The sequence below is a fragment of the Botrimarina colliarenosi genome (assembly GCF_007859955.1).
Classification (GTDB): Bacteria; Planctomycetota; Planctomycetia; order Pirellulales; family Lacipirellulaceae; genus Botrimarina; species Botrimarina colliarenosi.
The window spans coordinates 127,245-150,384 of sequence record NZ_SJPR01000005.1 but is presented as its reverse complement, the minus strand read 5'-3'; the positions used below and the strand labels follow the sequence as shown (position 1 = coordinate 150,384).

The following is a 23,140-nucleotide window of genomic DNA, read 5'->3' as shown; positions in this document are numbered from 1 at the left end:
GCGTCTTGGCGGTTACCCCATGTCACTGATCGTACAGAAGTTTGGCGGCACCAGCGTTGCCGACGCCGAGAAGATCCGCGCCGCCGCCCGTCGCGCGCTCCGCGCCCAGCAACAAGGCGCGCAGGTCGTCATGGTCGTGTCGGCCATGGGGAAGCAGACCGACGTGCTCGTCGACCTCGCCGGCCAGGTGTGTGACGACCCACCGGCGCGCGAGATGGACATGCTCCTCTCGACCGGCGAGCAAGTCTCGGTCGCGCTGATGGCGATGGCGATCCACGACCTGGGCGGCAAGGCGGTCAGCCTCACCGGCGCCCAGATGGAGATCCGCACCGACAGCGCCCACGGCAAAGCGCGGATCCACTCGATCGGCGCCGACCGGATCCGCGCGCACCTCGACGCGGGCCGCATCGTCATCGCCGCCGGCTTCCAGGGGATCGACGTCGATCTGAACATCACGACGCTTGGCCGCGGCGGCAGCGACACCACGGCGGTCGCCCTCGCGGCGGTGCTCGGCGCCGAGGCGTGCGAGATCTACACCGACGTCGACGGCGTCTTCACAACCGACCCGCGGATCGAGCCGGCCGCCCGCAAGATGGACTGCGTGTCGCACGACGAGATGCTCGAGCTGGCGAGCCTCGGGGCGGGCGTCATGCACAGCCGCTCGATCGAGTTCGGCAAGAAGTTCAACGTGCCGATCCACGTGCGGAACTCGGGCGTCTTCACCGACGTGCCCGGCACGATCATCGGCCCGCTAAGCGAGTCGGCCGACCGCGCCGTCAGCGGCGCTGCGCTGACCAAGAACGAGGCGCAGCTCACCGTCGCCGGCGTGCCCGACAAGCCGGGCGTCAGCCTCGCGCTGCTCGAGTCGCTCGCCGCGGCGAACATCTCGGTCGACATGATCGTCCAGAACCGTGGAGCGGACTCGCTGGCCGACATCTCGTTCACGGTGCTCGACACCGACTTGCCGGCGGCCCGCGCCGCCACCAAGAAGGCCGCCGAGATGATCGGCGCCCGTGAGGTCCGCCAGGGCGACCCGGTCTCCAAGGTCTCGGTCGTCGGCCTCGGCATGGCGAGCCAGCCCGGCGTGGCACGCCGGATGTTCCGCGCCCTGGCGAGCGCCGGCATCAACATCCACGCCATCACGACCAGTGAGATCAAGGTCTCGTGCCTCGTCGCGCGGGAGCAAGGGCAAGAAGCCCTCCGCGTTGTTCACCGCGAGTTCGAACTCCACATCCCGCCGGCCACGGTGGCGACCATTGCCGATTCCCTCGCGGCGGCGAAGGAGGCGAAGGTCGCCGACGCCGACGCCGTGATCGCCCGCCTCCAGGGCATGGAGGAGTTGCGGATCGACGGCTGCGACCTCGACACGACGCAGGCCCTGCTCACGCTCCGCAACGTCCCCGACAAGCCCGGGATCGCCGCCGAGATCTTCGAGGCGATCGCCCACCGCGGCGTGCTGGTCGACCTCATCGTGCAGAGCATCGGCCAAGACGGCCTGACGACGGTCGGACTGACGGTTCCTCAGAACGATATCGCCGAGTCGCAGAAGCTCGTCGCCGAGATCGCGGCCAGGTTCGGCGGCGAGGTCACCGCCGAGCCCAACGTGGCGATCCTGTCGGTCACAGGCGTCGGCGTCCGCAGCCATACGGGGGTCGGCACACGCATCTTCCGGGCCCTCAGCGGCGCCGGCATCAACGTCGAATTGATCGGCACCAGCGAGGTGAAGGTGAGCGTCGTCATCGCGGGCGAACACGCCGCGAAGGCCCTGACGGCCACCGAAGAGGCTTTCGCGGATGTCATTGGCTGATGGGCCGGGCGACTTTTTTAAATCCGGCTCCGTCCGGGGCACGTAACGCAGGGATAGGAGAGGGAACGATGGCCGCCAGTCTGCCCTTAGTCCTTGTCGTCGCCGCATTTACTGCAACAGTAGTGGGGTGCGGCCCGGAGCAAAGTTCCGGGCCCCTCGCCGATCCGAAGCACACGCATTATCACCTCCATGCTAGCGACGTGGAGCATGAACATGACCACCAAGAGTTCCTCGCCGGCGCCCACACCCATGGTCACGACCACGCCGCGCTCGACGAGACCTCACGGCAACACTGACGGTTTCACGCTCGTCGAATTGCTGGTGGTGATCGCCATCATCGGACTGCTAGTCGGCCTGCTCCTGCCCGCGGTACAAGCGGCCCGCGAGTCGGCGCGCAAGAGCCAGTGCAAGAACCAGCTCAAGCAGATCGGTCTGGCGATGCACAACTACGAGAGCTCGTTCAAGCGGCTCCCCACGGGCTACGCCTACACCCCCGGCCCCGAAGGTAACGCGCTGGGTCACGGCTGGGCGTCGTTTCTGCTCCCCTTCATCGAGGAGCAACCGATCCACGACCAGATCGATTTCAAGCTGCCGGTCTTCCACGCCGACAACCAGATCGCCCGCGAGACCCACGTCACCACCCTCCTCTGCCCGACCGACACCGTCTCGCCCACCGGCTACATCGAGATGGGCCCCGATCGCTGGGCGATGGGCTGCTACGTCGCCAACTTCGGCCCGCCCGACCTCGACGCCGACCAAGAACAGCGCGACGGCGTCTTCAGCCGCAACAGCGAGACTAAGCTTTCGCAGATCATCGACGGGCTTTCAAAGACCCTCATGGTTGGTGAGCGGGTGAACGGCCCCTTCCGCGCCGGCATCGAGCTCAACAATCACTTCGAGTACGAGACCACCTGGGCCGCCAGCGTCCGCGACATCGATGACCCCACCGACGATCACGGCCATATGACCCTCTTTCAAACGGGCCACACGCCCAACGATGGCCTTAGCGACGACCGCGACGTCTCGGCGTCGCACGAGGGGGTAGCCCAGTTCCTCCGCTGCGACGGCTCGGTCTACGCAATCTCTGAAGACATTGAGTTCGAGGTCTACAACGCCATGGGCACCCGCGACGGCGGTGAGACGCTGGCCGACGATTGACGCCACTCCGCGCCCTCTGATCGACCTCGAGACGAACCCCTTAGCCGACGCGGCGACGGACAATCACCACCGTGCTGGCGAATAGCAGGGAGGCGGTTGTCGAGGGCTCGGGGACAGAAATCGACGTCTCCGCCACGCTGCCGTAAGCGGCGGCCCAAACGGCGTGGTCCGATTGATCGACGTGGCCGCTGCCGTCGAAATCGCCGAGCGTGAACCAGGGAACGTCTTCTCCTTCGTGGTCGCGCCAGAGGGTGTAGTCGGCCGCGTTGACGACGCCGTCGCCGTTGCCGTCGCCCCGCAGCGACGGGACGCCCGAAAGGCCCGTCACCTGCACCAGGACGGTGTCGTTCCAGTAGACCGGCGCGAGGTCGATCCAGGGGAGGTCCCAGGCGACGCTGTCAAAGACGCCGGAGACCGACGTCGCCGAAGCGATCGCGAAGAGATCGCCCACCTCGAACGCTTCCGCAAGAAACGCCGGCGAGAGGGTCAGCGACAAGTCGCCACCGACCACCGCTTCGCCCGCCACACGCAGCCAAGACGGAACCGCATGATGGCGTGCGACGGCGCCCAGTGTGACCTCGGTCACCGCGTCGTCGCCCAGTGTCAGCGAACCCGTGACTCGGAATTGATTGTCGGCGTTCTGAGTGGTGAGGCGGCCCTCGATTGTGACGTCGCCTGTCACGTCGCCCCAACCTTCGATCGAGCCGGCGCCTTCCACCAGCAGTGACTCGGCCTCGATCTCTCCGCCAGCGATCTGGATGACGCCCGAGTTGGTCCAAGGCCCGCCGACGACGTAAAGTCGCCCGTCTTCGGTAATCGTCGTGCCGCCGCGGGTCTCCAGGCTGGTCACGTTGAACGTGATGCTGTCGGTCCAGGCGTCTTGCTGGAACTCGGGATAGCCAACAGAGATGGCGCCTTCGACGGTGAGGGCGTTCGCGTTGACGGTGCTATTGGAGTTGTACCTGGTGGACGAGACGAGGCTGACCGACGATGGCAGCGTGTAGGCCGCGTCGAGGAACGTGTACCGATCGCTGATGAACCGGCCCGTCCCGCCGCCTAGCGTTGTCGTCCCGACAATCGACGACCCCGCGTCGAAAGTGACGCTCCCGGTGATCGACCCGCCAATCTGCAGCACGCCTCGGACCGTTCCGCCAGAGAGATTTCCATCGACGCGGCTGTCGATCAACGTCCCCGACGTGGAGACCGAACCGGTCGCCCAGATGCTGTTGAACACACCGGCGCCCAGATTACCGCCTGTCAGTTTGACGCCATCTAGATCGACGTTGGACAGACTACCCCAGGTCTTCAGGCCGAAGGGGCGTCCCTCGTGCGTCCCGACGATAGAGCCGTTCTCGATCCTACCGCTGTGGAGTGTCCACTGGGTGTTCGGCCAGGCGTTGAGGTCAAGCGTTTGACCTTCTAAGTCCAAATAACCGCGAGGCGCACTGCCAGTAGAGCGTCCGATGTCGATCGCCTCGGGAGTCCCCGTAAACATCCCCTGGAGCGTGGCGAAAGTTGTCGAGTGCTGCAGCACAAGACGCCCGCCATTCATCTGGATGGCGCCGGATGCCGTCCCGGGGGTTTCGATCTGCAATTCACCCGAGTTGACGACGATCCCGCCCGTGTTGGTCCAACTGTCGTCGAGTTCGAGACGACCCCCGTCGAGCACCGTTGGCTGCAAGAGGGCCGACTGCTGCTCCAGCCGCAGGATACGACCGGCGTCGAGGGTGGCGGCGACATCGAGGCTCGCATTCCGAAGCGTCTGCTTGCTGGTCGTCGCCGGCAACGCGGCGCCAGTGAGCGTACCGTTCTCGATCCAGGCGGGATTGAACTCGAAGTTGGAGGGCAAGACCGTGGGGTCCAACACGCCCCCTTCAAGATCGATCCCCGCGCTGCTGAAGGCGACCGACGCGGCGCCCGTGATCGGCAGCGTCGTCAACTCGCTGGCGGTGTAGGTATTGCGTCCTAGATACGTGCGAAGAAAGACCGCTCCGCCCGTGGAGTCCACCGGCACGATCCCCTCGGGCGTGATCCACAGCTCGCCGCCGGGCTGGAGCTTCAGCGGGGCGGCGGTGGTGGCCGATGTCTCGGGCAGCAGCCACACCTCGGCGCCGTCGCCGACGACAAGCGGCCGGTTGAAGTGCGGCGCCCCGGTCAGTGTCAGCTTGCCCCCGGCCCCCAACTCAACGTCGCCCACGGCGCCGTTGAACGAAGCGGAGAAGCTGTCGCCCCCCGACACGCGGATCAGCCCCTCGTTGCGGAAGCCTTCGACATAGAACCAGCCGTCGGCGGTTTCGGCGAGGATCGTCCCTTCGTTGACGACCACGCCACCGGTGTCCCAGTCGTAATACTGGTTGAGGAGGCGGACCGATTCGCCCATCGACCGGACCGTGACATCGGGGCCGATCGTCAGCTCGTACCCGAGGCTCTCGTAGTACAGAACGTCATAGTTGAAGCCCGAGCTCTCGGGCTTGCCAGAAACGAGCCGCCATTCGCCGACGCCCCCGAGCTCGGCGCCGGCGTAGAAAGCGCCAGCGGCAAAGCTGATCGCGCTGTTCTCCAGTATCAGGTCGCTGCTCACCACCAATGTCCCGCCAGCCGTGAGGTCGGTGGCGAGCGTCACGTCCTGCAGGGTGACGCCGCGGGTGGGCCCGGTGACGATGACGCCCTCCGGCGACGCGCTGAGCCTGGTCTTATAGAGTTTGCCGCCATCGTCCAGCAGTAGCGTCCCGGTAGCGACGTGCAGTCCGTTGTAGGCCGTGAGGGTCGAGTCCTGGACGACCTTGAGGGTCGCGTCGTGCGAGTCGATCACAACGCTATCGACGTCGATATAGCGGCCTGAACCGACGGGCGAGTCGCCCGCTTTGGAGAGCGTCACCACATAGGGGCCGCCGACGGCGCCGATCGTGACGTCGTACTTCGAACTGAAACTCGGTGAGCCGTTGTCGGGGAAGTTGGGCGAGGACCAATTATCCGCCGCCGCCCATTCGCCGCTCACCGGCGCGAGCCAATCGGCGTTGGTCGCCAGAGCTGCCGTGGCCCCGCAACCAATCCCCAGAGCCAAGAAATGGCGGAAAATGTTCATAATGGGATGAGAAAAAATGACAGCGACCGCACGGCGTCACCAACAACGACGGCGCGCTGTGAAGGGCCTCGCTTTGCAGATACGTCGAGCCGAGTATCGCCCAAGACGCCGGCCCATGAAACCTTCCGCCGCCACCCATCCAAGGGATTCTGAGACGCGATCGGGGGCCAGACGCCATCCCAACCGGGCTACCTCACCAAAGCTCTGAGCCGATAAAAAACGGGCCGAATCGAACCTTGGAAAGCCGCCCGCATCGACAGCTACAGCCCCGGCGGCAACGGGGGGGTTGGGAATAGTCGATGCGATTCTTCGAGCGATTCTAGGAAAGCTGCCAAGTCGCCCAAGTCTGTGTCGTTGAGGCCCAGGGGACGCAGGTGGGGCGACTTCGTTGGCGCCGGCGTGGCGTAGGTCTCGCCCTCGCGGACGCGGTCGTTGGGCATCCCCGCGTTGTAGAGCCGCAGCACCTCGTCGATATCGAACAGCCCGCTGTGCATGTAGGGCGCGGTGCGTGTGACGTCCCGCAACGACGGCGTACGGCTCGCCCGTCAGCCTGTGGCGCGACGATGTGATGCTCTTCGCCGAGGGAGACGCCATCACCGACGGCCCGCTCACCGGTTCTTTCTACGACCGTTTCTCCTGGCCCACCCTGACGCCCGACGGCGTCGCCCGCTGGACCAGCGACTACGCCGCTACCAGCGGCGGCCCCGTGGTCGGCGGCGCTCTATTCAGCGACTCCACGGCGCAAGATGTCCTGCTCAAGACCGGCGACTCCGTCGCGGCCGGCCTCACGATCGACGCCGGTTTTCTCAGCAGCAATCTGGCGTGGTCGCAGCTTGGGTCGAACTACCTGACGACGGTTTCCGTCGTCGCTAGTGAGGAGGTGGTCATCCTCAACGGTCAAGCCGTGTCGGTTGCCGGCGGCGGCCTGCTTCGTGAGAACGATCCGATCCCCGCCCAAGCCGGCGGCCTCGCCAACGAAACCTGGGCGCTCGGGAGCCTCTATGAGGTCAACGAGGCGGGCGACTGGGCCTCCTCGGCGTCGGTGCGGCTGGCAGGCGAGTTCAACACGACGGCCGACCTGATCGTCGTCAACGGCGTGATCCGCTACCGCGACGGCGACGTGATCGATGGCCACACGCTCAGCGGGCTCCCCTCCGACATCAGCCTCAACGACCGCGGCGACGTCGCGTTTGTGTGGGATAACAAGGTGTTTCTCAACGACAAAATTATCGCTCAGGTAGGCGACTCGGTCGACACGAACGGCGATGGCGCGGGCGACGTTGTGATCAACAACCTGTTCGATGTCGATCTGACGAACCTTCCGTCCGCCGAGGGCGATGGCTCGCCGCTTCTCTATCTAGGCGCACGGGTGACCGGCAGCCGCAAGGTGATCCTCCGCAACACGCCGGTGACGCTCGCCGGCGACTACAACGGCGATGGCGTCGTGAACGCGGCCGACTACACCGTCTGGCGTGACACCGAAGGAACTTCGTTGTTGCTGGGCGCCGATGGCGACGGCGACAACACCGTCAACACGGCGGACTACGGCGTCTGGTCGGCGGCGTACGGAACTTCCGTGGCGCCGTCGATCGCGATTCCCGAGCCGTTGGCGGTGGCGTTACTCGCCGCGCTGCTCACGCCCCTCGCCTGCCGGCGATAACGCGTTGCACCGAACCGAAGGCGAGCCTGCGAGCGACGCTGTCGTGAGTCGCCAAACGGAGACCGACGGCGCGCAGCAGACAACTCGTTCCGCGGCGCCGTGACAACCGGGCTGGAATCGACGAGAGAAGCGGCCGGCCGGCGTCGCCGACGGGGTGCATCGACCTGGGGTGATGCAAACCGGGGACGCGGCCGCTGGCCGGATCGCTACTTCTTACGGTGGCGGATCTTCGCCCGCATCCGCCGCTTCTTGCGACCCTGCTTGCGGCGACCTTTGCCTGACTTCTTCGTACCCAAGTTTCAACCAGCTCCGTGGGTGGCGTGGCTCTCCGCGGTGCGGGGCCTCGCCGAGTGATGGCGGTGTGGGGGCGACGACAAGTGCCGCCCGCGAGCCCCGTATCGTAGCGGCCCCGCCGCAGAAGCCGCAAGTGCCGGTCGGCGGTTTGCTCCGCGCGGTCTACGTCCTGCGCGGCGAGCGGCCTCGGTCAGCCGCCCGATCCCATCTGGCGGTTGATCCAGGCGTCGAGTTCCGCCAAGTCCGCCTCGGGGGGCGACTCGAGGTCGGGCCGCAGCCGCTCGGCGCCGCGGGCGTAGACGTGGTGCACCTCTCTGGCGGGTTTTTCGGTGTTCCAGTGCACCAGCACCCGCACGCACCGTTCGAGCGACCCCGGAACACTGATCTCGTAGCCACACAGCAGCGGCACGCCGGACCAACCGAGCTGTCGCGCCGCCAGCGCCGGAAACTCGGCGTCGAGGTCCTTGGTGACCGTGAAGATCACGCTGGCGATATCCTGCGGCTCGATCTCATTGCGGCGGATCAACAAGGCCAGCAGCTGGCGTGTCGCGGTGAGGAGGGCCTCCCGCTCGTTGACGTCGACGGTAGTGGCGCCTCGAACGCCGCGGCAAGGCATAGTCAGTCGGGGGGCAACAGGAGACGGGCAACAAAGAGCTCGAGAAGAACTCGGAGCGTCTCTGCACAGGCTAGTCCGCCGGCGGGCAATGAGGTAGCGGCGCCGACTCGTTCGAATCTCCCAGGCTCAGCGGACCTCGATAAGCCACGGGGAAAGGGAATCTCCCCCGCTAACGTGAGCTCCTCTCCGGCGAGACATCTCAAGCGTCTCCGAGGAAGAGAACCGGCCGCGACCTTGCCGGATGCCTTGCCTGGAGAAACGCAGAGGCCCTCTACCGGGGCGAATTCGCGATCTCCGGAGCTTTTTCAACTTGAGTCGTTGACAGGCCGCAGCCGAAGGTTAAGATTCCGCTCCCGCTGGTGAAGGAAGCCGACCTCTTCGGAGGTTGGCGGAGGTCGCCAGAGGGTTTGCGAGGTCGGCTCGGATTCAACCCCGAGCCAGCTCAGCAAAAAAATCTCCACGACTCCCATTGACGACCCAAGGGTCTTCCGGGATAGTGGGGGGCTCGCAGCAAATGGCAGCGAGAACCGTCAGCGGCCAAGTCAACGCTCGGTGAGTCAAGGCCTTCGGGCCAACCCCTCACGGGCATCGACCGATCCGCTGGCGTCAAAAGCGTTCTTTGACAATTTGGTGAGTGACCTCCTTTAATTTAGTCAAGACCGATGAGGTCGGCTGAATTTGAGGCGTTCGGAAGTCATGCGGAGCGAAGCGACTTTGTTCGTGGAGCGATGGATGACGGAAGGCGTCTCTGCAACGACCAAAGTTTAAGAGTAAGTAGCCAACCAAGCTACTTCAAGAAATGGCTCTTATCTCGTGGCCGTCGTCTCTTCGGAGGCGGTCGATTACGAGTAAGCATACATCAATTGAAGGGTTTGATCCTGGCTCAGAATGAACGTTGGCGGCATGGATTAGGCATGCAAGTCGAGCGAGAAGGTTCTTTTGCTTGCATTAGAACTGGAAAGCGGCGTAAGGGTGAGTAACGCGTAGTTACCTGCCTCCGGGTCCGGAATAGCTGCGGGAAACTGCAGGTAATGCCGGATAATATCTCAGGATCAAAGGTGAGATTCCGCCCGGAGAGGGGACTGCGTCCTACTAGCTTGTTGGTGGGGTAATGGCCTACCAAGGCTTCGATGGGTAGCGGGCGTGAGAGCGTGGCCCGTCACACTGGGACTGAGACACTGCCCAGACACCTACGGGTGGCTGCAGTCGAGAATCTTCGGCAATGGGCGAAAGCCTGACCGAGCAATGCCGCGTGCGGGATGAAGGCCTTCGGGTTGTAAACCGCGAAAGTGAGGAGGAAGGACCTGCGAAGAGCAGGTTTTGACCGATCCACAGTAAGGACGGGCTAAGTTCGTGCCAGCAGCCGCGGTAACACGAACCGTCCAAACGTTATTCGGAATCATTGGGCTTAAAGGGTGCGTAGGCGGCGTTTTAAGTCGGGTGTGAAATCCTTCGGCTCAACCGAAGAATGGCGCCCGATACTGGGATGCTAGAGGGAGACAGGGGTGAGCGGAACTGATGGTGGAGCGGTGAAATGCGTTGATATCATCAGGAACACCGGTGGCGAAAGCGGCTCACTGGGTCTCTTCTGACGCTGAGGCACGAAAGCCAGGGTAGCGAACGGGATTAGATACCCCGGTAGTCCTGGCTGTAAACGATGAGCACTGGGTCGAGGACTCCCCCATAGGTTCTCGGCCGTAGCGAAAGTGTTAAGTGCTCCGCCTGGGGAGTATGGTCGCAAGGCTGAAACTCAAAGGAATTGACGGGGGCTCACACAAGCGGTGGAGGATGTGGCTTAATTCGAGGCTACGCGAAGAACCTTATCCAAGCCTTGACATGTACGGATGCTGCCTGTGAAAGCAGGTTAGTTGCCTTCGGGTGAAACGTGCACAGGTGCTGCATGGCTGTCGTCAGCTCGTGTCGTGAGATGTCGGGTTAAGTCCCTTAACGAGCGAAACCCTTGTCTCTAGTTGCCAGCGCGTTATGGCGGGGACTCTAGAGAGACTGCCGGTGTTAAACCGGAGGAAGGTGGGGATGACGTCAAGTCCTCATGGCCTTTATGGCTTGGGCTGCACACGTCCTACAATGGTGCGTACAGAGGGAAGCAAGCTCGCGAGAGTTAGCAAATCCCAAAAAGCGCACCCCAGTTCGGATTGCAGGCTGCAACTCGCCTGCATGAAGCCGGAATCGCTAGTAATCGTGGGTCAGCATACCACGGTGAATATGTTCCTGAGCCTTGTACACACCGCCCGTCAAGCCACGAAAGTGGGGGGGGCCTAAAGTCGCTAAGCGAACCTTCGGGACGCAGGCGCCTAGGGTCAACTCCGCGATTGGGACTAAGTCGTAACAAGGTAGCCGTAGGGGAACCTGCGGCTGGATCACCTCCTTTTCTAAGGATACTTAGAACTGCCAACCAGCGATGGTTGACAGAATAATTGGGGCGGTCTTGGCCGAATAAAGAAGGTCGATCGAGTCCACAAGACGAGATCAACTCACCAAATTGCATTGATAGACCCGGCGTCAGGGATTGCCACCTGACGCCGGGTTTTTTTATGCGCTCTGCTCTTGCTTCCGGTCCCACTTCCCTGAAAGAATGCTCCCCAGCGGCTGGTCCAGGCGGCTCCCGATTCGTGACCAGACGCACAGGCATGGAAGCCATACGTTGGAGAACTGCTATGAAGCTCGGGTGGGTACCACGACGCTGGATCGGGCTGGCTCTGCTGTTTGCCGCCGTCCTCACAGGACGCTCGGCGCTACTGCTGTTCGCCGCCACTCCTAATCCGTCGGTGATCGGTGAGACCGCCGTCATCACCGAAGTCAGCACCGGAGTCGAGTACGAGGCCCGCGTCGATACCGGCGCCGCCGTCAGCTCGATTCATGTCAATCCCAGCGACGTCGTCATCGTCGATGAGTCGCCCCAGCCGATCGACAACGTCGATAAGCTGGTCCGCCTACGCCTCGACAACGGGGAAGGGCAGAAGGCCTGGGTTGAAACCAAGATTGAAGAGTACGCCGAAGTGCGGAGCGCCAACGGCGCCGAGCACCGGTACCGCGTTCGGTTGCCGCTGCAGTGCGGCGACGTTCAGAAAGTTGCGGTCGTGAACCTGAACGACCGGTCGACCATGCGTTACCGCTTGCTGCTCGGCCGTGACTTCTTGAGGGACGACTTCCTAGTGGATGTCGCCCACGGCGGTGCAAAGCCGCTCTGAAAGCGGCGGCCCCTTTCGGCGTTGCGATCAACCATTTACTAAGAGGCGCCGCCCCCGGGCTGGCGCCTCTTTTTTTCGTACCTACGCCGTCTAGACGGGGTTCGCCCTCCCAAGCGATCTCTCATTTTTCGGCGCGAGGCAGACCGTCGACAACGAGGGGAACTCGAACGGCAAGTAGGGGTTAGAGGGCCTTGATTCACCCTGGAATGTCCTGGAAATCGCCCTCGCTACGGCTTTCCGTAGTTTTCTCGGGCGAGAATCGGCTGTCCGTGCGTCCCAAACGACCACGGCGCACGTTCCCGCGACGTAGAATAGAGGCATCACGCCGCACCGGATTTAGCGGCCCACCGATTCGGGAGGACCATTCACATGGGCAACCACCGACTTTGGATGCGGGGGGGATTGGCCCTCCTCGGTATCTCGGCCATCGGCACGGCGATGATCGCCTGGGCCAATCGGCCCCCCTCGACCCCGGCTACGATGACGATTGGCCCCGTGGCTCAGATCACGGAAGTCTCGTCGGGCGTCGATTTCCTCGCACGTGTCGATACCGGCGCGGCGGTTAGTTCGATCCATTGCTCTCCCGACGATTGCAAGATCGAAGACGCCGCCGAAGACCCCCGGGAGAACATCGGCAAGGCGGTCCGTCTGCGGGTTGAGAATCGCGACGGCCAGCGGGCTTGGATCGAGACCAAGATCGACGATTACGCCGAAGTCCGCAGCGCCAACGGCGCCGAGCACCGCTATCGGGTCCGGCTTCCGCTGAAGTACGGGACGGTCAACAAAGTCGCGATCGTCAATTTGAACGACCGCTCACGGATGACTTACCGGATGCTCCTGGGACGCGACTTCCTCGCCGGCCACTTTGTCGTAGATGTCTCGCAGAGCCGCCTAAACCGGTCGCTCTGAGCGAGGTGAACTGGCGCCGCCGCGGAATCTTTCGATAGGCTGCGGCGATCGCTCGGCCCCCTCTGCGAGGCGGCTCCGACTCGTCCCGACAGCCCCGCCGAATGAAAGGTCTCCGACAATTTCTCCGCGAGACTTGGTGGGTCTTCGCGACCGCGATCGTGGCGTCGATCGCCGCGGGGTATTTCTCGGGGATCTGGCTCTACTACGTCTTCTCCCCCGTCCTGGTCGTGATCGCGGTCTACATGGCGGCGGTCCGGTACGACGGCGACGGAAACCTCCGGGAACAGCAACGGCATCGGTGAAAGCGCAGCCCCCTGCGCAATCGTGATATCCGTTGCCGGTGAAATCGGTCGAACCGCTGCCGCCGTCCCCCTTCAGTTGCGGTGAGTCCACGTTGGCCGCGCTTCTCCGGCGCCTCGTGGGCTAGATTTTCAAAGAGGGGGTCGGCCGCCAAACTCCGGCGCCCACCCCACGATTTCACTTCCATTTTCGGATCGTCTCGGCAGTTGTCGCGGCGGTTTGTTCCCCCTGTATCGGAGATACGCGTGGTTGGGCTGCGAGCTTCGTTCGCTGTACTCGGCATGGCGTTGGCGTTTTCGACGACGGCGACGCGGGCCGATTCGCCCGCGATTGTCTTCGTCGTGGATGCCTCGGGGAGCATGGGGCAAGCCCTCGACGGCGATCGCAAAATCGACACGGTCAAGTCGGCTTTGACGGACCTCGTTGCCGGCCTCCCCGCGGAGACGCCGGTAGGACTCGTCGCTTTCGGCCACCGTTGGAAGGGACGCTGCGACGATGTCGAGATTCTCACGCCCCTGCTCGACGGAACCTCTGAGCGGGCGCCACTGCTGCGAGCGATTGACGGTCTTGAAGCCCACGGGAAGAGCCCCCTCGAAGCGGCCCTCCTGACCGCGGCGGACCATCTCCTTGAGCTGGGCGACTCGGCGCGGGTCATCCTGATCGCCGACGGCGAAGCGACCTGCGGCGCCGACCCGGTCGAGACGGTCGAACGCCTGCAAGCGGCCGGCAGTCATTTCGCAATCGACGTGGTGGCCTTCGGCGCGACCGCGACCGCAACGTCCAAGCTGCACCAGATCGCCCAGGTGTCGGGCGGGCGACGCCTTGAGGCCGAGGGGGGCGGGTCGCTGCTCGCGACGCTCCGCCAGCTCGTCACCGAGGCGACGTCGACCGGTGAAGCCGACAGGGGACTCGCCGCCGCCGACCGACGGCCCGGCATTGGCAAGCTGGCGGTCTCGATGCCGTTCGACGCCAAGCGGAGCCTCGATTCCCTCCGGGTCTCGCGGATTACGGATGGAAAGCTTGTCAAGTCGATCAGCACGCCCGACTCGGTCTCCAACCACAACCTGCTCTCCGGGAGCTATCGGTTGACCGCGTTTTTCGCGACCCCCAGCTATGGCGAGCCGACCCCGTCGGACCTCGGCTCGATTTCCATCGAGAAGGGGAGGCGGGTTGAGGTCGAATTGGGGGCCATCGCGTTTTACGTCCCGGCATTGAACCCCGATCCGCAGATGATCGGCCTCGAAACGACGCCGCCGTTTCCGATCGACGCGGTCGAGGTGCGGCGTTCGGGGACCGGCGCATGCGTTGTCCGGGTGCTGGACAACGACAACGGCGAGTACAACTTCCTCGACAAGCCGATCCTCCCCGGGGTTTACGACATCGCCCTCCAGTACAAGGGCGTTGAGGGGCCGACCACCGTGGCGGAGCAAGTGGTCGTCCGTCCGGGACGGACAACGACCGTCACGATTGACAGCGGCATCCGCTTTCGGTCCCTCGAGGCGCCGATCCTTGCTTGGCGGTTGCTGCGTCACACCGAGTCCATCGCCGACGCGACGGAAGACGGCCCGACGCCTCCCGTCGGACGCCAACTGGCCCTCGAGGTCCGCACGACGACCGACATCGGAAACCGCTTGTGGCTTCCCTACTTGGTCCGGCCGGGAGTCTTTGACATCGAGGTCACGCTGCCGGGCAGGGAAGGGCCGCTGTTGATCGCCGAGGAAGTCACGATCGCGCCGGGACAGATCTTGCCGTTCGATTGCGGGATCTGAGTCCGCTCTGCTCAACAACGTGACACCAGCCACGCCAACACGCCGCCGAGCGCCAGGGCGAGGCCGCTCACGACAAGCAGCGGCGCCGGCGCCGTGGCGACATCGACTTGCTCCAAGCCGTTGCTCAGGTTCATCCCCAGCACGGCGGCGAGCGTCGCCAACGGGAAGAAAAACGCCACGAGTAGGTTGAGCCGGTGCGCGGCCGCGGCCTGATGCCGAGCCGACTCGGCTTGTTCCTCGGCCCGCCGCGCGACGACAAAGTCGAGCGATGTCTTGGCCTCTTTCTGCATCAGGTCGAGCCGTCGGACCAGGGCGTACGCGCGGTCACGCATCAGCAGCAGCAGCCGATCGTCGTCGGCCACCAGGCGGGACTCTTCCAGCACGGTCGAGAGGTTGTTCGCCGAGCGCGTCATCGGACCGAGTTCGGTGAGGATGTCGAAATAGTCCTCGGCCGCGGCGGCGCCATCCTCGAGCGTGTCGATCTCGGTCGCCATCCGCTCGTACTCGCTGAGGAGTTCGGCGATCGCCGGCTCGGAGTGCGTCAGCCCGGCCGGCTTCCACTGCCCCTGCGGATTCCGCCAGAAGAGCCGGCCGACGCGGTGGTCTTCCCCCGATCGGGGCGGCGCGTGCAGCACCAAGAGGAGATGCCCATCGGCCTGGACCATCCGCTGACGCCCCACGTCGTCGCCGAGCCGCTCACGGAATTCCTTCGGGACGTCCCAACTCGGCGGCAGCAGCGGGCAGGCGTTGCCGAGGCGGGGGGCGGACAGGGAGTTGGCCATGGGCGATCAATCCGAAACCGGCGGCCCGCGTCCGAGAATGCTCGGCGTACGGCGTCCGCTCTGATAAGATTCTGGCCTAGAAACCCCCGAGACGGAACCGATGAAGGTGGCTGAATTCCGTGCGGCGATCGCCGCCAACCCCGATTGCTCGCTGCGTGTCGAATTGGCCGATGGCGCCGCGATCGCCGATCACTTCCACGTGACGGAGGTCAGCGCGGTCACCAAGGACTTTGTCGATTGTGGCGGCGTGCGCCGCACCGAGGTGCGTTGTGGCTTGCAGACGCTTGTCGCAGGCGACATCGACCACCGGCTCACAACGACCAAGCTGGCGAAGATCCTCGCCCTGGTCGAGCAGCTTGATTTGCCTGAAGACGCCGTCGTGGAGGTCGAACACCAAGAGCGGAGCGTCTCGATTGACGTGGTCGACTCGGTGGTGCGCCGCGGCGAGACGGTCGTGATCCGCTTGCGGCCTAAACAGACCGCCTGTCTCGCCGAGGACGCTTGCGGCATCGGCGGGCTGCCCCAATTGACGACGCTCGGCTGCGGCGACCGCCCCGGCTGTTGCTAAGAAACACTCTCCTCCCAGAATCTTCTCCATGCACAACCTAGTCATCCTCCTCGTCTCCTTGGTTCTGCTCGGGGCGCCCCTCGCCGCCCGCGCCTACGAACCGACGCCCGAGAACCTGGCCGCGCGCGAGTGGTTCCAGGACGCCAAGTTCGGCGTCTTCCTCCACTGGGGCGTCTACAGCGTGCTAGAGCGCGGCGAGTGGGTAATGAACATCGAGAAGATCACGGTCGCCGACTACGAGCCGATCGCCGAGCGGTTCAATCCGACCGAGTTCGACGCCGACGCCTGGTGCCGGCTCTTCAAAGCGGCGGGCGCCAAGTACGTCACGATCACGTCGAAGCACCACGACGGCTTCGCGATGTGGGACTCGAAGGTCACCGACTGGGACATCGTCGATCGCACCCCCTACGGCAAGGACGTGCTCAAACAACTCGCCGAGGCGTGCAAGCGACACGACCTCAAGCTGTTCTTCTACCACTCGCAACTCGACTGGCGTCACCCCGACTACTTCCCGCGGGGCCGGACCGGTCAAACCGCGGGGCGGCCCGACGAGGGCGACTTCGATAAGTACGTCGACTTCATGAACGCCCAACTCAGCGAGCTCCTCGGAGGCGAGTACGGGGAGGTTGCCGGCATCTGGTTCGACGGCTGGTGGGACCAGCAATCGAAGAACTTCAAGGAGACGAAGGACGCCCCGGTCAAGCAGACCCGCATCGACTGGCGGCTCGACGAGACCTACGCGCTGATCCATCGGCTTCAGCCGGCGGCGCTCATTGGCTCGAACCATCATGTCGAGCCCTTCGCCGGCGAGGACTTCCAGATGTTCGAGCGCGACCTGCCGGGGCAGAACAAGGGCGGGTTCAGCCCCGACGCCGTGATCGGCCAGCTGCCGCTCGAGACGTGCGACACCATCAACGGCGCCTGGGGCTACAACGCCGGCGACCACCGCCACAAGAGCGTGTCGCAACTCGTCGGCTACCTGGTCCGCGCCGCCGGCCTGAACGCCAACCTCCTCCTGAATGTCGGCCCCAAACCCGACGGCACGATCGACGACGTTTCGGCCGAACGGCTACGCGGCGTCGGCGAGTGGCTCGACCAGTATGGCGAGACGATCTACGGCACGCGCGGCGGCCCGATTTCACCACAAGCGTGGGGCGTCACCACAGCGAAGCCCGGCACGATCTATGTGCACCTACTCAAGAGGCCGGACGCCGACGGGGAGGGTTGGACGACGCTCGCCGGCGCCGGCGAGCTGAGCGGGCGAGCCCTCAAGGTGTTTGAAGGTGGCGAAGCGGTTGAGAGCCGCGCCGGCGACGATGGTTCGCTGGCGGTGCGTCTGCCGCAAGCGGACAGTGAGGCGATCGACATGGTGCTCGTCGCCACCGGCGATTAGCGAGTCGACCGACGCCTAGCGGTGTGTCGCCGAACACGCTCCGAAACTGAGGCCGTAGCGGTAAGATCGCCGAACGCAGCCACACCGTGAACAAGTACCGATTTGTACTCCCGCAGGGAACTCGACGCATTGCTCAGTAGGGCCGAGAAGTCAGTCAACGCTGGCAGAGGCAGCCAACACCGAAGTAGCCACAATTACCCAACCGCCCTGGACCTAAACAGACTTCGACTGCCATGGATTCCGCATTCCTGGAACGACTGCTTTACGAAGACGAGAGTGCTACGCTCGACTTCAAAAGGGAGCAGTACAAATTCGCCAAGGCATCGGAGGAAGAAAAGTCTGAACTGATAAAGGACATCCTTGGTTTCGCCAATGGGTGGCGTCGATCGGATGCCTACATTTTGATCGGCGTGGAAGAGGCGATTGGTTGCCGCAGTAATGTCGTCGGCATTAACGATCACTTGGCCGATCACTCTCTTCAGCAATTCGTCAACAATCTCACCAACAAACCGGTCCAATTCGGTTACGCAACTGTTCCTATCGAAGGGCTCCAGATCGGAGTCATTCGTGTCGAGCTACAGGACCGCCCAATCTATTTGAAGAAGGACTTCGGCAAGCTCAAGAAGGGGGACGTCTACGTCCGCCGAGGAAGTTCCACCGATCCCACGAAGCCGGCCACGCCCGACGAGATTGCACAGATGGGGAAGGCAGCAAACGCTCTGCATGACCAGGCAGAACTTTCGATCGAGTTCGCGGAGACGAAGCAAGCGAAGCCCCTCGGCAACCTGATCAACTGGTCCGCTGAGTATTGCGAGATGCCTAAGAGGCTGTCCAATAACTGCTATTTGAGCAGGTGGGTAGAGCGGTTACCGTCCCTTGCATGAGCAGGACGCCCTACCCGACCGATCTGACGGACCACCAGTGGCGGCGGATGAAGCCCTGGGTCCCCACCGACGCGGCCACCGGCCGCCCGTCGAAGTACAGCAAGCGTGAGATCGTCAACGCGATCCTGTACGTCACACGCAACGGCTGCACCTGGCGTGGTCTTCCGCACGACTTCCCGCCTTACCGGATCGTGTTCCACTGGTTCCGCAAGTGGCAGGCGGACGGCACGTGGGAGCGTCTGCACACGAAGCTCCGCGAGCGGGTCCGCGAGAAGGCGGGGCGATCGGCCAAGCCCACGGCGGCGGTCCTCGACAGCCAGACCATCAAGACGACCGAGCAAGGCGGGCCTCGCGGCTACGACGCCGGAAAAAAAAGTGCTCGGCCGCAAGCGGCACGTGGTCGTTGACACGCTGGGGCTGGTGTGGGCCCTCGTGGTCACGCCGGCCGACGTGCAGGACCGCGACGGGGCGAAACTCGCCCTGGCGGCGTTGCGCGAGTCGGTCAAGTTCCCCAAGGTCATCTGGGCGGACACGGCGTACCGCTCCGTTGTCGATTGGGCGTTCGTAAAATGGCTTTGGCTGGTCGAGATTGTCACGCGTCCCCGCGGGCGGTTCGTGCTCCAGAAGAAACGCTGGATCGTCGAACGCACCTTCGGCTGGCTCAACCGATCGCGACGGCTCGCCAAGTCGTTCGAGCGAACCACCGAGAGCGACACCGCCTTCGTCCAAGTCGCCATGATCCAACTGATGGTCAAACGGTTATAAAATGATGGTTATTGGACACGCTCTAAGGCCGAGCAACTCCCGATACTGGACGACACTCCGGCACCAATCTGTCTGCCCGGAGGTGGAGTCTTTCAATTACCGAGCGTATCGTCGCTCAGTCTTCACGACCGGTTAAATGCGGATTTCTACACCGAGTTTGCCAACTTCACGTTCTTCCATCGGCTTATCAAGACGAGCCGACTTATGGTGCTGAATACGGGGGAAGCTGCCGCCAAAGATGTGCGAGTCGAAATCTGCGTTCCAAACGGTCAAGACTATGGAATCATCGACTGGTCTGAGGCGCCGGAGGTTCCAAAACGCAGGGAAAACCGATTCGTTGCCAATCCGATGCGGGACTTGAAGATTCGTCCAGTGGTGCGACGCGATGGCTACGTGGACATTGATAGGGGCGAACACGAAACGAAGGTGGAGATTGAGTGCGGCAACCTTCAGCCAGGACGCAAGGTCTGGACTGATGAGTTCTATCTTGGCGTTGGACAGAGCGGCGAGTTCGAGATCAAACGGCATCTCTTCGCTGCGAACCTAGCGAAGCCTCAAGAATTCACGCTCACAATCGACGCGGACATCACCCGCACCTCAATGACCGCCGACGAGTTGATCGAACTCGCCGACTCCGACGTTAAAAAAGAAGTCGACGACGATTGACTCTACCCTGCGAGTTTTCGCAACTGATCTAGGAACGTTGCCGGGAAGAGGCTTCGCATCTCGACACCCCTTCTGAGCTTACAGACCCGCCGCTCGCACACAGTACAGCTTGCGCTGGCTGCGGATCAGCAGTGCGCCATCGACCACCGCGGGGGTCGACCAAAAGCGGCCGTCGAGTTCGTTGACCTCCAGCACCTTGAGCTCGGCGCCCGGTTCGAGGACGAAGGTCTTGCCCCCCTCGTCCATGACGAGGACCCGGCCGTCGATCGCCAGGGGGGAGGCCCAGAAGACGCCGCCGCCGGGGAGCCGTTTGCGGTTCACCTGCTCGCCGGTCGCCGCGTCGTGGACGCGGACGACGCCCCCGCGGCGCTCGGGGACGTAGATGAAGCCGTCGTAGACGAGGGGCGAGGCGATGCCGATCGCGCCGCGCAGGTTGGCCCACGCCAGGCCCTCGGCGTTGGGGTCGGTGACGTCAATCGCTCCTGACGCGCCCGCCTTCACCGCGAAGAGGCCGCCCGCCGTGCCGCCGCGCGAGCTGCGGTCCTCGCTGCCGACGTACAGGACGTCGCCTATCGGGGTCGCTGTCGCCGAGCTGCGGCCGCCGATCTCCATCGACCACAGCTCTTCACCACTCGCCAGGTCGTAGGAACGGATGGTCCGGCCCCCCACGACGAGCTCGGTGCGCTGCGAGTTGTTCCAGACGACCGGCGTGCTCCAGTTGGAGTCCTCGCCGGGCCGTTCGACACGCCACGCCTCGCTGCCGTCATTGGTGTTGAGCGCTACGAGGTGCGAGTCGGCCTCGTTGTCGATCTGTACGAAGAGTTTTCCGTCGGCGACCGCGGGGCTGCTCGAGGTGCCCCAGCCGTTGTCCATCGGGTAGGCGCCGAGGTCCTTCTGCCACACCGGCTCGCCCGACAGGTCGTAGCACGCCAGGGCGTTCATGCCGAAGTACGAATAGACGCGTTCGCCGTCGGTGACGGGGGTCTCACTCGCAAACGTGTTGTCGCGGTGCGTCGGCTCGCGCGGCTCGCCTTCGCGCGCCGAGCGTTTCCACAGCAGCTCGCCCGTGGCGACGTCGTAGCAGTGCGTCTCGAAGCGCAGCACGCTTGAGCCGGGCTGCGCCGGAACCGCCGTTGTTAAGAACGCCCTGTCGCCCACGACGATGGGGGCCGACCAGCCGTCGCCCGGCACGTCGATCGCCCAGGCGACGTTCTGCGTGCCGCTCCAGGTAGCGGGGACCCCGGCCGCGTCGGCAATCGCCGTCGCTTCCGGACCGCGGAACTGGGGCCAGTCGCGTCCCTCGGCGAGGGCGGCGCCAAGGAACAGCGTGATCGCTAGAGCCGACTTGAGCATCGCACCGAACTCCCGGGGGAAGGTGTAGAGCCGCGTCCCCAAGCCTAACCGTCTTGACGCACGCCGCCAAACTACTTCCTTCCCTGTTTTCCGCTGGCCGCCCGCTGAGGGCGACGCGACACCCCCTCGACGGAGCGGCTACGATAGGCGCCGGACCCCGCTTCTGGCCCCCTCGTCTTGCTTCTCACGTCGCCCCGGTATGCAACGCCTCACCCTTTACGCGGGACCTCTCGCCGCCGCCGCGATCGGCCTGTTTAGTGTGTCGCAGGGCCTCAGCCCCGCCGCCGCTTGGACAGCGGGGATCGCGGCGCTGTGCGCGATTTGGTGGGTGGCGCAGCCGATCCCGATCCCGGTGACGTCGCTCTTGCCGGTCGCCCTCTTTCCGCTGCTCGGCATCGTCTCGGCGAAGGAAGTCGGCGAGGCGTATGGCAACCCGATGGTGCTGCTGTTCCTTGGCGGGTTCATCCTCTCCACGTCGCTCGAGCACAGCGGCGGGCACCGCCGGCTGGCGATCGGCATGATCCGGCTCTGCGCGCTGGGCCCCCGGGCGATCGCCGCGCGTCCCGTCTCTGGCGAGGGGGCGCCCGTCGTCAGTGGCCGGCAGTTGGTGCTCGGCTTCATGCTCGCCGCGGGGGGGGTCAGCATGTGGGTCTCGAACTCCGCCACGGCGTTGATGCTGCTGCCGATCGGCGTCGCCGCGTTGCAAGGGGTGACCGACCGGCGGCTGCGGACGGCGCTGCTGTTGTCGATCGCCTACGGAGCGAACATTGGCGGCGTCGCGACGCCGATCGGATCGCCCCCCAACCTGATCTGCCTGCAAGAATACGCCGCCGTCTCGGGGGCCGAGCCGACGTTCATGACGTGGATGACCTTTGGCCTGCCTGTCGCGGTCGTGATGCTGCCGATCGCGGCGTTCTGGCTGTCGCGCGGTCTGGGCGGGCCGGCCGAGACCGACCTGCCGCACCCGGGACCCTGGCGCACCGCCGAGTGGCGGACGCTCGTCGTCTTCGGCGTGACGGCCCTCCTGTGGATAATGCGTAAGGACCCGTTCGGTGGTTGGAGCGGCGCCCTCGGCCTCCCGGGGGCGAACGACGCCAGCGTCGGCCTCCTGGCGGTCGTGGCGCTCTTCTTGATCCCCTCGGGCGAACCTTCCGGGCCCGGCGAGCCCGCCCCCAAGCTGCTCGACTGGCAGACCGCCGTGAAGATCCCTTGGGGCATGCTCCTGCTGTTCAGCGGCGGCTTGGTGCTGGCCCGTGCGTTCGGCAACTCGGGCCTGAGCGACGCCCTCGGCGAGTCGCTCAACGCGTTGGCGACGATGCCCACACCGCTGCTCGTCGGCAGCCTCTGCCTTGCCGTGACGTTCCTCACCGAGGTCACCAGCAACACCGCCACCACGGCGATGCTGATGCCCTTATTGGCCGCCATGTCGCAGTCGACCGGAATCGAGGCGAGCCTGTTGATGTTCCCCGCCGCCATCAGCGCCAGCTTCGCCTTCATGCTCCCCGTCGCGACCCCCCCGAACGCGGCCGTCTACGGCGCCGGCGTCGAGGCCCGCGACATGGCCCGCGAAGGCCTGGCGCTCAACCTGATCGGTGTGGTCGTCGTGACGGCGTTGGCGACGCTGCTCTTGGGGGTTTGAGAGGGGAACCGCCATGACGCCAAGAGCGCCAAGGTTCGCCAGGAAGAAGGCTTGGACAGGATTCACCGGATCGACAGGAGGGAACCCTGATCCCGCCAATCCTGTTGATCTCGTCAAGAAAGCGGTTGGCGCACCTTAGCGCTCTTGGCGACTTGGCGGTTTCAACTTCGCAGCGGTTCCGACTTCGCCACCAACCCCACGCACAAATCGCCGTCCACTGGCTATACTGCGGTCTGCCCTCGCCACGCCCCCACTCCCCGCTCGTCGTCGTAAGGAATCGCGC

General features: G+C 64.4%; 19 protein-coding genes and 1 rRNA gene. 15 read left to right on the top strand and 5 right to left on the bottom strand.

Annotation, left to right across the window (positions count from 1 at the left end; translation table 11 throughout):
• Nucleotides 1-19: 19 nt before the first annotated feature.
• Together Pla108_RS16835 and Pla108_RS16830 are read left to right on the top strand one after the other, a co-directional pair.
• On the top strand, nt 20-1,807 hold the full coding sequence (locus Pla108_RS16835) for an aspartate kinase (protein ID WP_146446136.1): 1,788 nt from the start codon (nt 20-22) through the stop codon (nt 1,805-1,807).
• Nucleotides 1,808-2,014: 207 nt separating this feature from the next.
• Nucleotides 2,015-2,965 (top strand): DUF1559 family PulG-like putative transporter, encoded by a 951-nt coding sequence (locus Pla108_RS16830; RefSeq protein ID WP_197526645.1) that lies wholly within the window; start codon nt 2,015-2,017, stop codon nt 2,963-2,965.
• Between the two features lie 40 nt (nt 2,966-3,005).
• Here Pla108_RS16830 and Pla108_RS16825 read toward each other — a convergent pair whose 3' ends face one another.
• Both Pla108_RS16825 and Pla108_RS16820 read right to left on the bottom strand, forming a co-directional pair.
• Nucleotides 3,006-6,050: a PEP-CTERM sorting domain-containing protein gene (locus Pla108_RS16825; RefSeq protein ID WP_146446135.1), complete on the bottom strand. Its 3,045-nt coding sequence runs from the start codon at nt 6,048-6,050 to the stop codon at nt 3,006-3,008.
• 260 nt (nt 6,051-6,310) lie between these two features.
• Nucleotides 6,311-6,574 (bottom strand): hypothetical protein, encoded by a 264-nt coding sequence (locus Pla108_RS16820; protein ID WP_146446134.1) that lies wholly within the window; start codon nt 6,572-6,574, stop codon nt 6,311-6,313.
• 44 nt (nt 6,575-6,618) lie between these two features.
• Between Pla108_RS16820 and Pla108_RS16815 the strand changes: the two genes are divergently transcribed.
• The gene (locus tag Pla108_RS16815; protein WP_197526644.1) at nt 6,619-7,710 is read left to right on the top strand and encodes a hypothetical protein; all 1,092 of its coding nucleotides are present in this window, start codon (nt 6,619-6,621) and stop codon (nt 7,708-7,710) included.
• Between the two features lie 484 nt (nt 7,711-8,194).
• Here the strand turns inward: Pla108_RS16815 and aroH are convergent, their stop codons facing one another.
• A complete protein-coding gene (aroH, locus tag Pla108_RS16810) occupies nt 8,195-8,620 on the bottom strand; it encodes a chorismate mutase (protein WP_390615933.1) in 426 nt (141 codons plus the stop codon).
• An 860-nt stretch (nt 8,621-9,480) separates the two neighbouring features.
• Between aroH and Pla108_RS16805 the strand changes: the two genes are divergently transcribed.
• The 5 genes from Pla108_RS16805 (at nt 9,481) to Pla108_RS16785 (ending at nt 14,807) form a co-directional block, all read left to right on the top strand.
• Nucleotides 9,481-11,009: ribosomal RNA gene (locus Pla108_RS16805) — 16S ribosomal RNA — on the top strand.
• A 286-nt stretch (nt 11,010-11,295) separates the two neighbouring features.
• Nucleotides 11,296-11,829, top strand: a complete 534-nt coding sequence (locus Pla108_RS16800; protein ID WP_197526643.1) for a putative ATP-dependent zinc protease — start codon at nt 11,296-11,298, stop codon at nt 11,827-11,829.
• A 369-nt stretch (nt 11,830-12,198) separates the two neighbouring features.
• Entirely contained in the window at nt 12,199-12,738 is a 540-nt protein-coding gene (locus Pla108_RS16795; RefSeq protein WP_146446130.1) for a putative ATP-dependent zinc protease, read from the top strand.
• Nucleotides 12,739-12,839: 101 nt separating this feature from the next.
• Nucleotides 12,840-13,040 (top strand): hypothetical protein, encoded by a 201-nt coding sequence (locus tag Pla108_RS16790; protein ID WP_146446129.1) that lies wholly within the window; start codon nt 12,840-12,842, stop codon nt 13,038-13,040.
• Between the two features lie 243 nt (nt 13,041-13,283).
• Nucleotides 13,284-14,807: a vWA domain-containing protein gene (locus Pla108_RS16785; protein ID WP_146446128.1), complete on the top strand. Its 1,524-nt coding sequence runs from the start codon at nt 13,284-13,286 to the stop codon at nt 14,805-14,807.
• Nucleotides 14,808-14,818: 11 nt separating this feature from the next.
• Here Pla108_RS16785 and Pla108_RS16780 read toward each other — a convergent pair whose 3' ends face one another.
• Complete coding sequence (locus tag Pla108_RS16780; protein ID WP_146446127.1) at nt 14,819-15,589, bottom strand: hypothetical protein; 771 nt, start codon at nt 15,587-15,589, stop codon at nt 14,819-14,821.
• A 100-nt stretch (nt 15,590-15,689) separates the two neighbouring features.
• On the opposite strand from Pla108_RS16780, the gene Pla108_RS16775 reads away from it, so the two are divergent.
• The 6 genes from Pla108_RS16775 (at nt 15,690) to Pla108_RS16755 (ending at nt 19,865) form a co-directional block, all read left to right on the top strand.
• Nucleotides 15,690-16,157, top strand: a complete 468-nt coding sequence (locus Pla108_RS16775) for a DUF6428 family protein (protein WP_146446126.1) — start codon at nt 15,690-15,692, stop codon at nt 16,155-16,157.
• 28 nt (nt 16,158-16,185) lie between these two features.
• Complete coding sequence (locus Pla108_RS16770) at nt 16,186-17,550, top strand: alpha-L-fucosidase (protein ID WP_146446125.1); 1,365 nt, start codon at nt 16,186-16,188, stop codon at nt 17,548-17,550.
• Between the two features lie 233 nt (nt 17,551-17,783).
• Entirely contained in the window at nt 17,784-18,434 is a 651-nt protein-coding gene (locus Pla108_RS16765; protein WP_146446124.1) for an AlbA family DNA-binding domain-containing protein, read from the top strand.
• The gene (locus Pla108_RS21670; RefSeq protein ID WP_390615929.1) at nt 18,431-18,841 is read left to right on the top strand and encodes an IS5 family transposase; all 411 of its coding nucleotides are present in this window, start codon (nt 18,431-18,433) and stop codon (nt 18,839-18,841) included. Before Pla108_RS16765 ends, Pla108_RS21670 begins: the two co-directional genes overlap by 4 nt.
• Nucleotides 18,810-19,199 carry a transposase gene (locus Pla108_RS21665; RefSeq protein WP_390615927.1) on the top strand — a complete coding sequence of 130 codons (390 nt, stop codon included), beginning with the start codon at nt 18,810-18,812 and terminating at the stop codon, nt 19,197-19,199. Before Pla108_RS21670 ends, Pla108_RS21665 begins: the two co-directional genes overlap by 32 nt.
• Nucleotides 19,200-19,403: 204 nt before the next feature.
• Nucleotides 19,404-19,865, top strand: coding sequence for a hypothetical protein (locus Pla108_RS16755; protein ID WP_146446122.1), 462 nt, complete (start codon nt 19,404-19,406; stop codon nt 19,863-19,865).
• 78 nt (nt 19,866-19,943) lie between these two features.
• Here the strand turns inward: Pla108_RS16755 and Pla108_RS16750 are convergent, their stop codons facing one another.
• Nucleotides 19,944-21,218: an outer membrane protein assembly factor BamB family protein gene (locus Pla108_RS16750; RefSeq protein ID WP_146446121.1), complete on the bottom strand. Its 1,275-nt coding sequence runs from the start codon at nt 21,216-21,218 to the stop codon at nt 19,944-19,946.
• Between the two features lie 199 nt (nt 21,219-21,417).
• Here Pla108_RS16750 and Pla108_RS16745 point away from each other — a divergent pair, with 199 nt between their 5' ends.
• Nucleotides 21,418-22,857, top strand: a complete 1,440-nt coding sequence (locus Pla108_RS16745) for an SLC13 family permease (RefSeq protein WP_146446120.1) — start codon at nt 21,418-21,420, stop codon at nt 22,855-22,857.
• The last annotated feature ends 283 nt before the right edge of the window (nt 22,858-23,140 follow it).

What these genes read in the sequence shown, in the direction of transcription:
- Pla108_RS16755 (WP_146446122.1), top strand. Translation starts at nt 19,404, where the DNA reads ATGGTGCTGAATACGGGGGAAGCTGCCGCCAAAGATGTGCGAGTCGAA.
- Pla108_RS16795 (WP_146446130.1), top strand. Translation starts at nt 12,199, where the DNA reads ATGGGCAACCACCGACTTTGGATGCGGGGGGGATTGGCCCTCCTCGGT.
- Pla108_RS16750 (WP_146446121.1), bottom strand. Translation starts at nt 21,218, where the DNA reads ATGCTCAAGTCGGCTCTAGCGATCACGCTGTTCCTTGGCGCCGCCCTC.
- Pla108_RS16800 (WP_197526643.1), top strand. Translation starts at nt 11,296, where the DNA reads ATGAAGCTCGGGTGGGTACCACGACGCTGGATCGGGCTGGCTCTGCTG.
- Pla108_RS16765 (WP_146446124.1), top strand. Translation starts at nt 17,784, where the DNA reads ATGGATTCCGCATTCCTGGAACGACTGCTTTACGAAGACGAGAGTGCT.
- Pla108_RS16825 (WP_146446135.1), bottom strand. Translation starts at nt 6,050, where the DNA reads ATGAACATTTTCCGCCATTTCTTGGCTCTGGGGATTGGTTGCGGGGCC.
- aroH (WP_390615933.1), bottom strand. Translation starts at nt 8,620, where the DNA reads ATGCCTTGCCGCGGCGTTCGAGGCGCCACTACCGTCGACGTCAACGAG.
- Pla108_RS16775 (WP_146446126.1), top strand. Translation starts at nt 15,690, where the DNA reads ATGAAGGTGGCTGAATTCCGTGCGGCGATCGCCGCCAACCCCGATTGC.
- Pla108_RS16815 (WP_197526644.1), top strand. Translation starts at nt 6,619, where the DNA reads ATGCTCTTCGCCGAGGGAGACGCCATCACCGACGGCCCGCTCACCGGT.
- Pla108_RS16830 (WP_197526645.1), top strand. Translation starts at nt 2,015, where the DNA reads ATGAACATGACCACCAAGAGTTCCTCGCCGGCGCCCACACCCATGGTC.
- Pla108_RS16780 (WP_146446127.1), bottom strand. Translation starts at nt 15,589, where the DNA reads ATGGCCAACTCCCTGTCCGCCCCCCGCCTCGGCAACGCCTGCCCGCTG.
- Pla108_RS21670 (WP_390615929.1), top strand. Translation starts at nt 18,431, where the DNA reads ATGAGCAGGACGCCCTACCCGACCGATCTGACGGACCACCAGTGGCGG.
- Pla108_RS16770 (WP_146446125.1), top strand. Translation starts at nt 16,186, where the DNA reads ATGCACAACCTAGTCATCCTCCTCGTCTCCTTGGTTCTGCTCGGGGCG.
- Pla108_RS16790 (WP_146446129.1), top strand. Translation starts at nt 12,840, where the DNA reads ATGAAAGGTCTCCGACAATTTCTCCGCGAGACTTGGTGGGTCTTCGCG.
- Pla108_RS16745 (WP_146446120.1), top strand. Translation starts at nt 21,418, where the DNA reads ATGCAACGCCTCACCCTTTACGCGGGACCTCTCGCCGCCGCCGCGATC.
- Pla108_RS16835 (WP_146446136.1), top strand. Translation starts at nt 20, where the DNA reads ATGTCACTGATCGTACAGAAGTTTGGCGGCACCAGCGTTGCCGACGCC.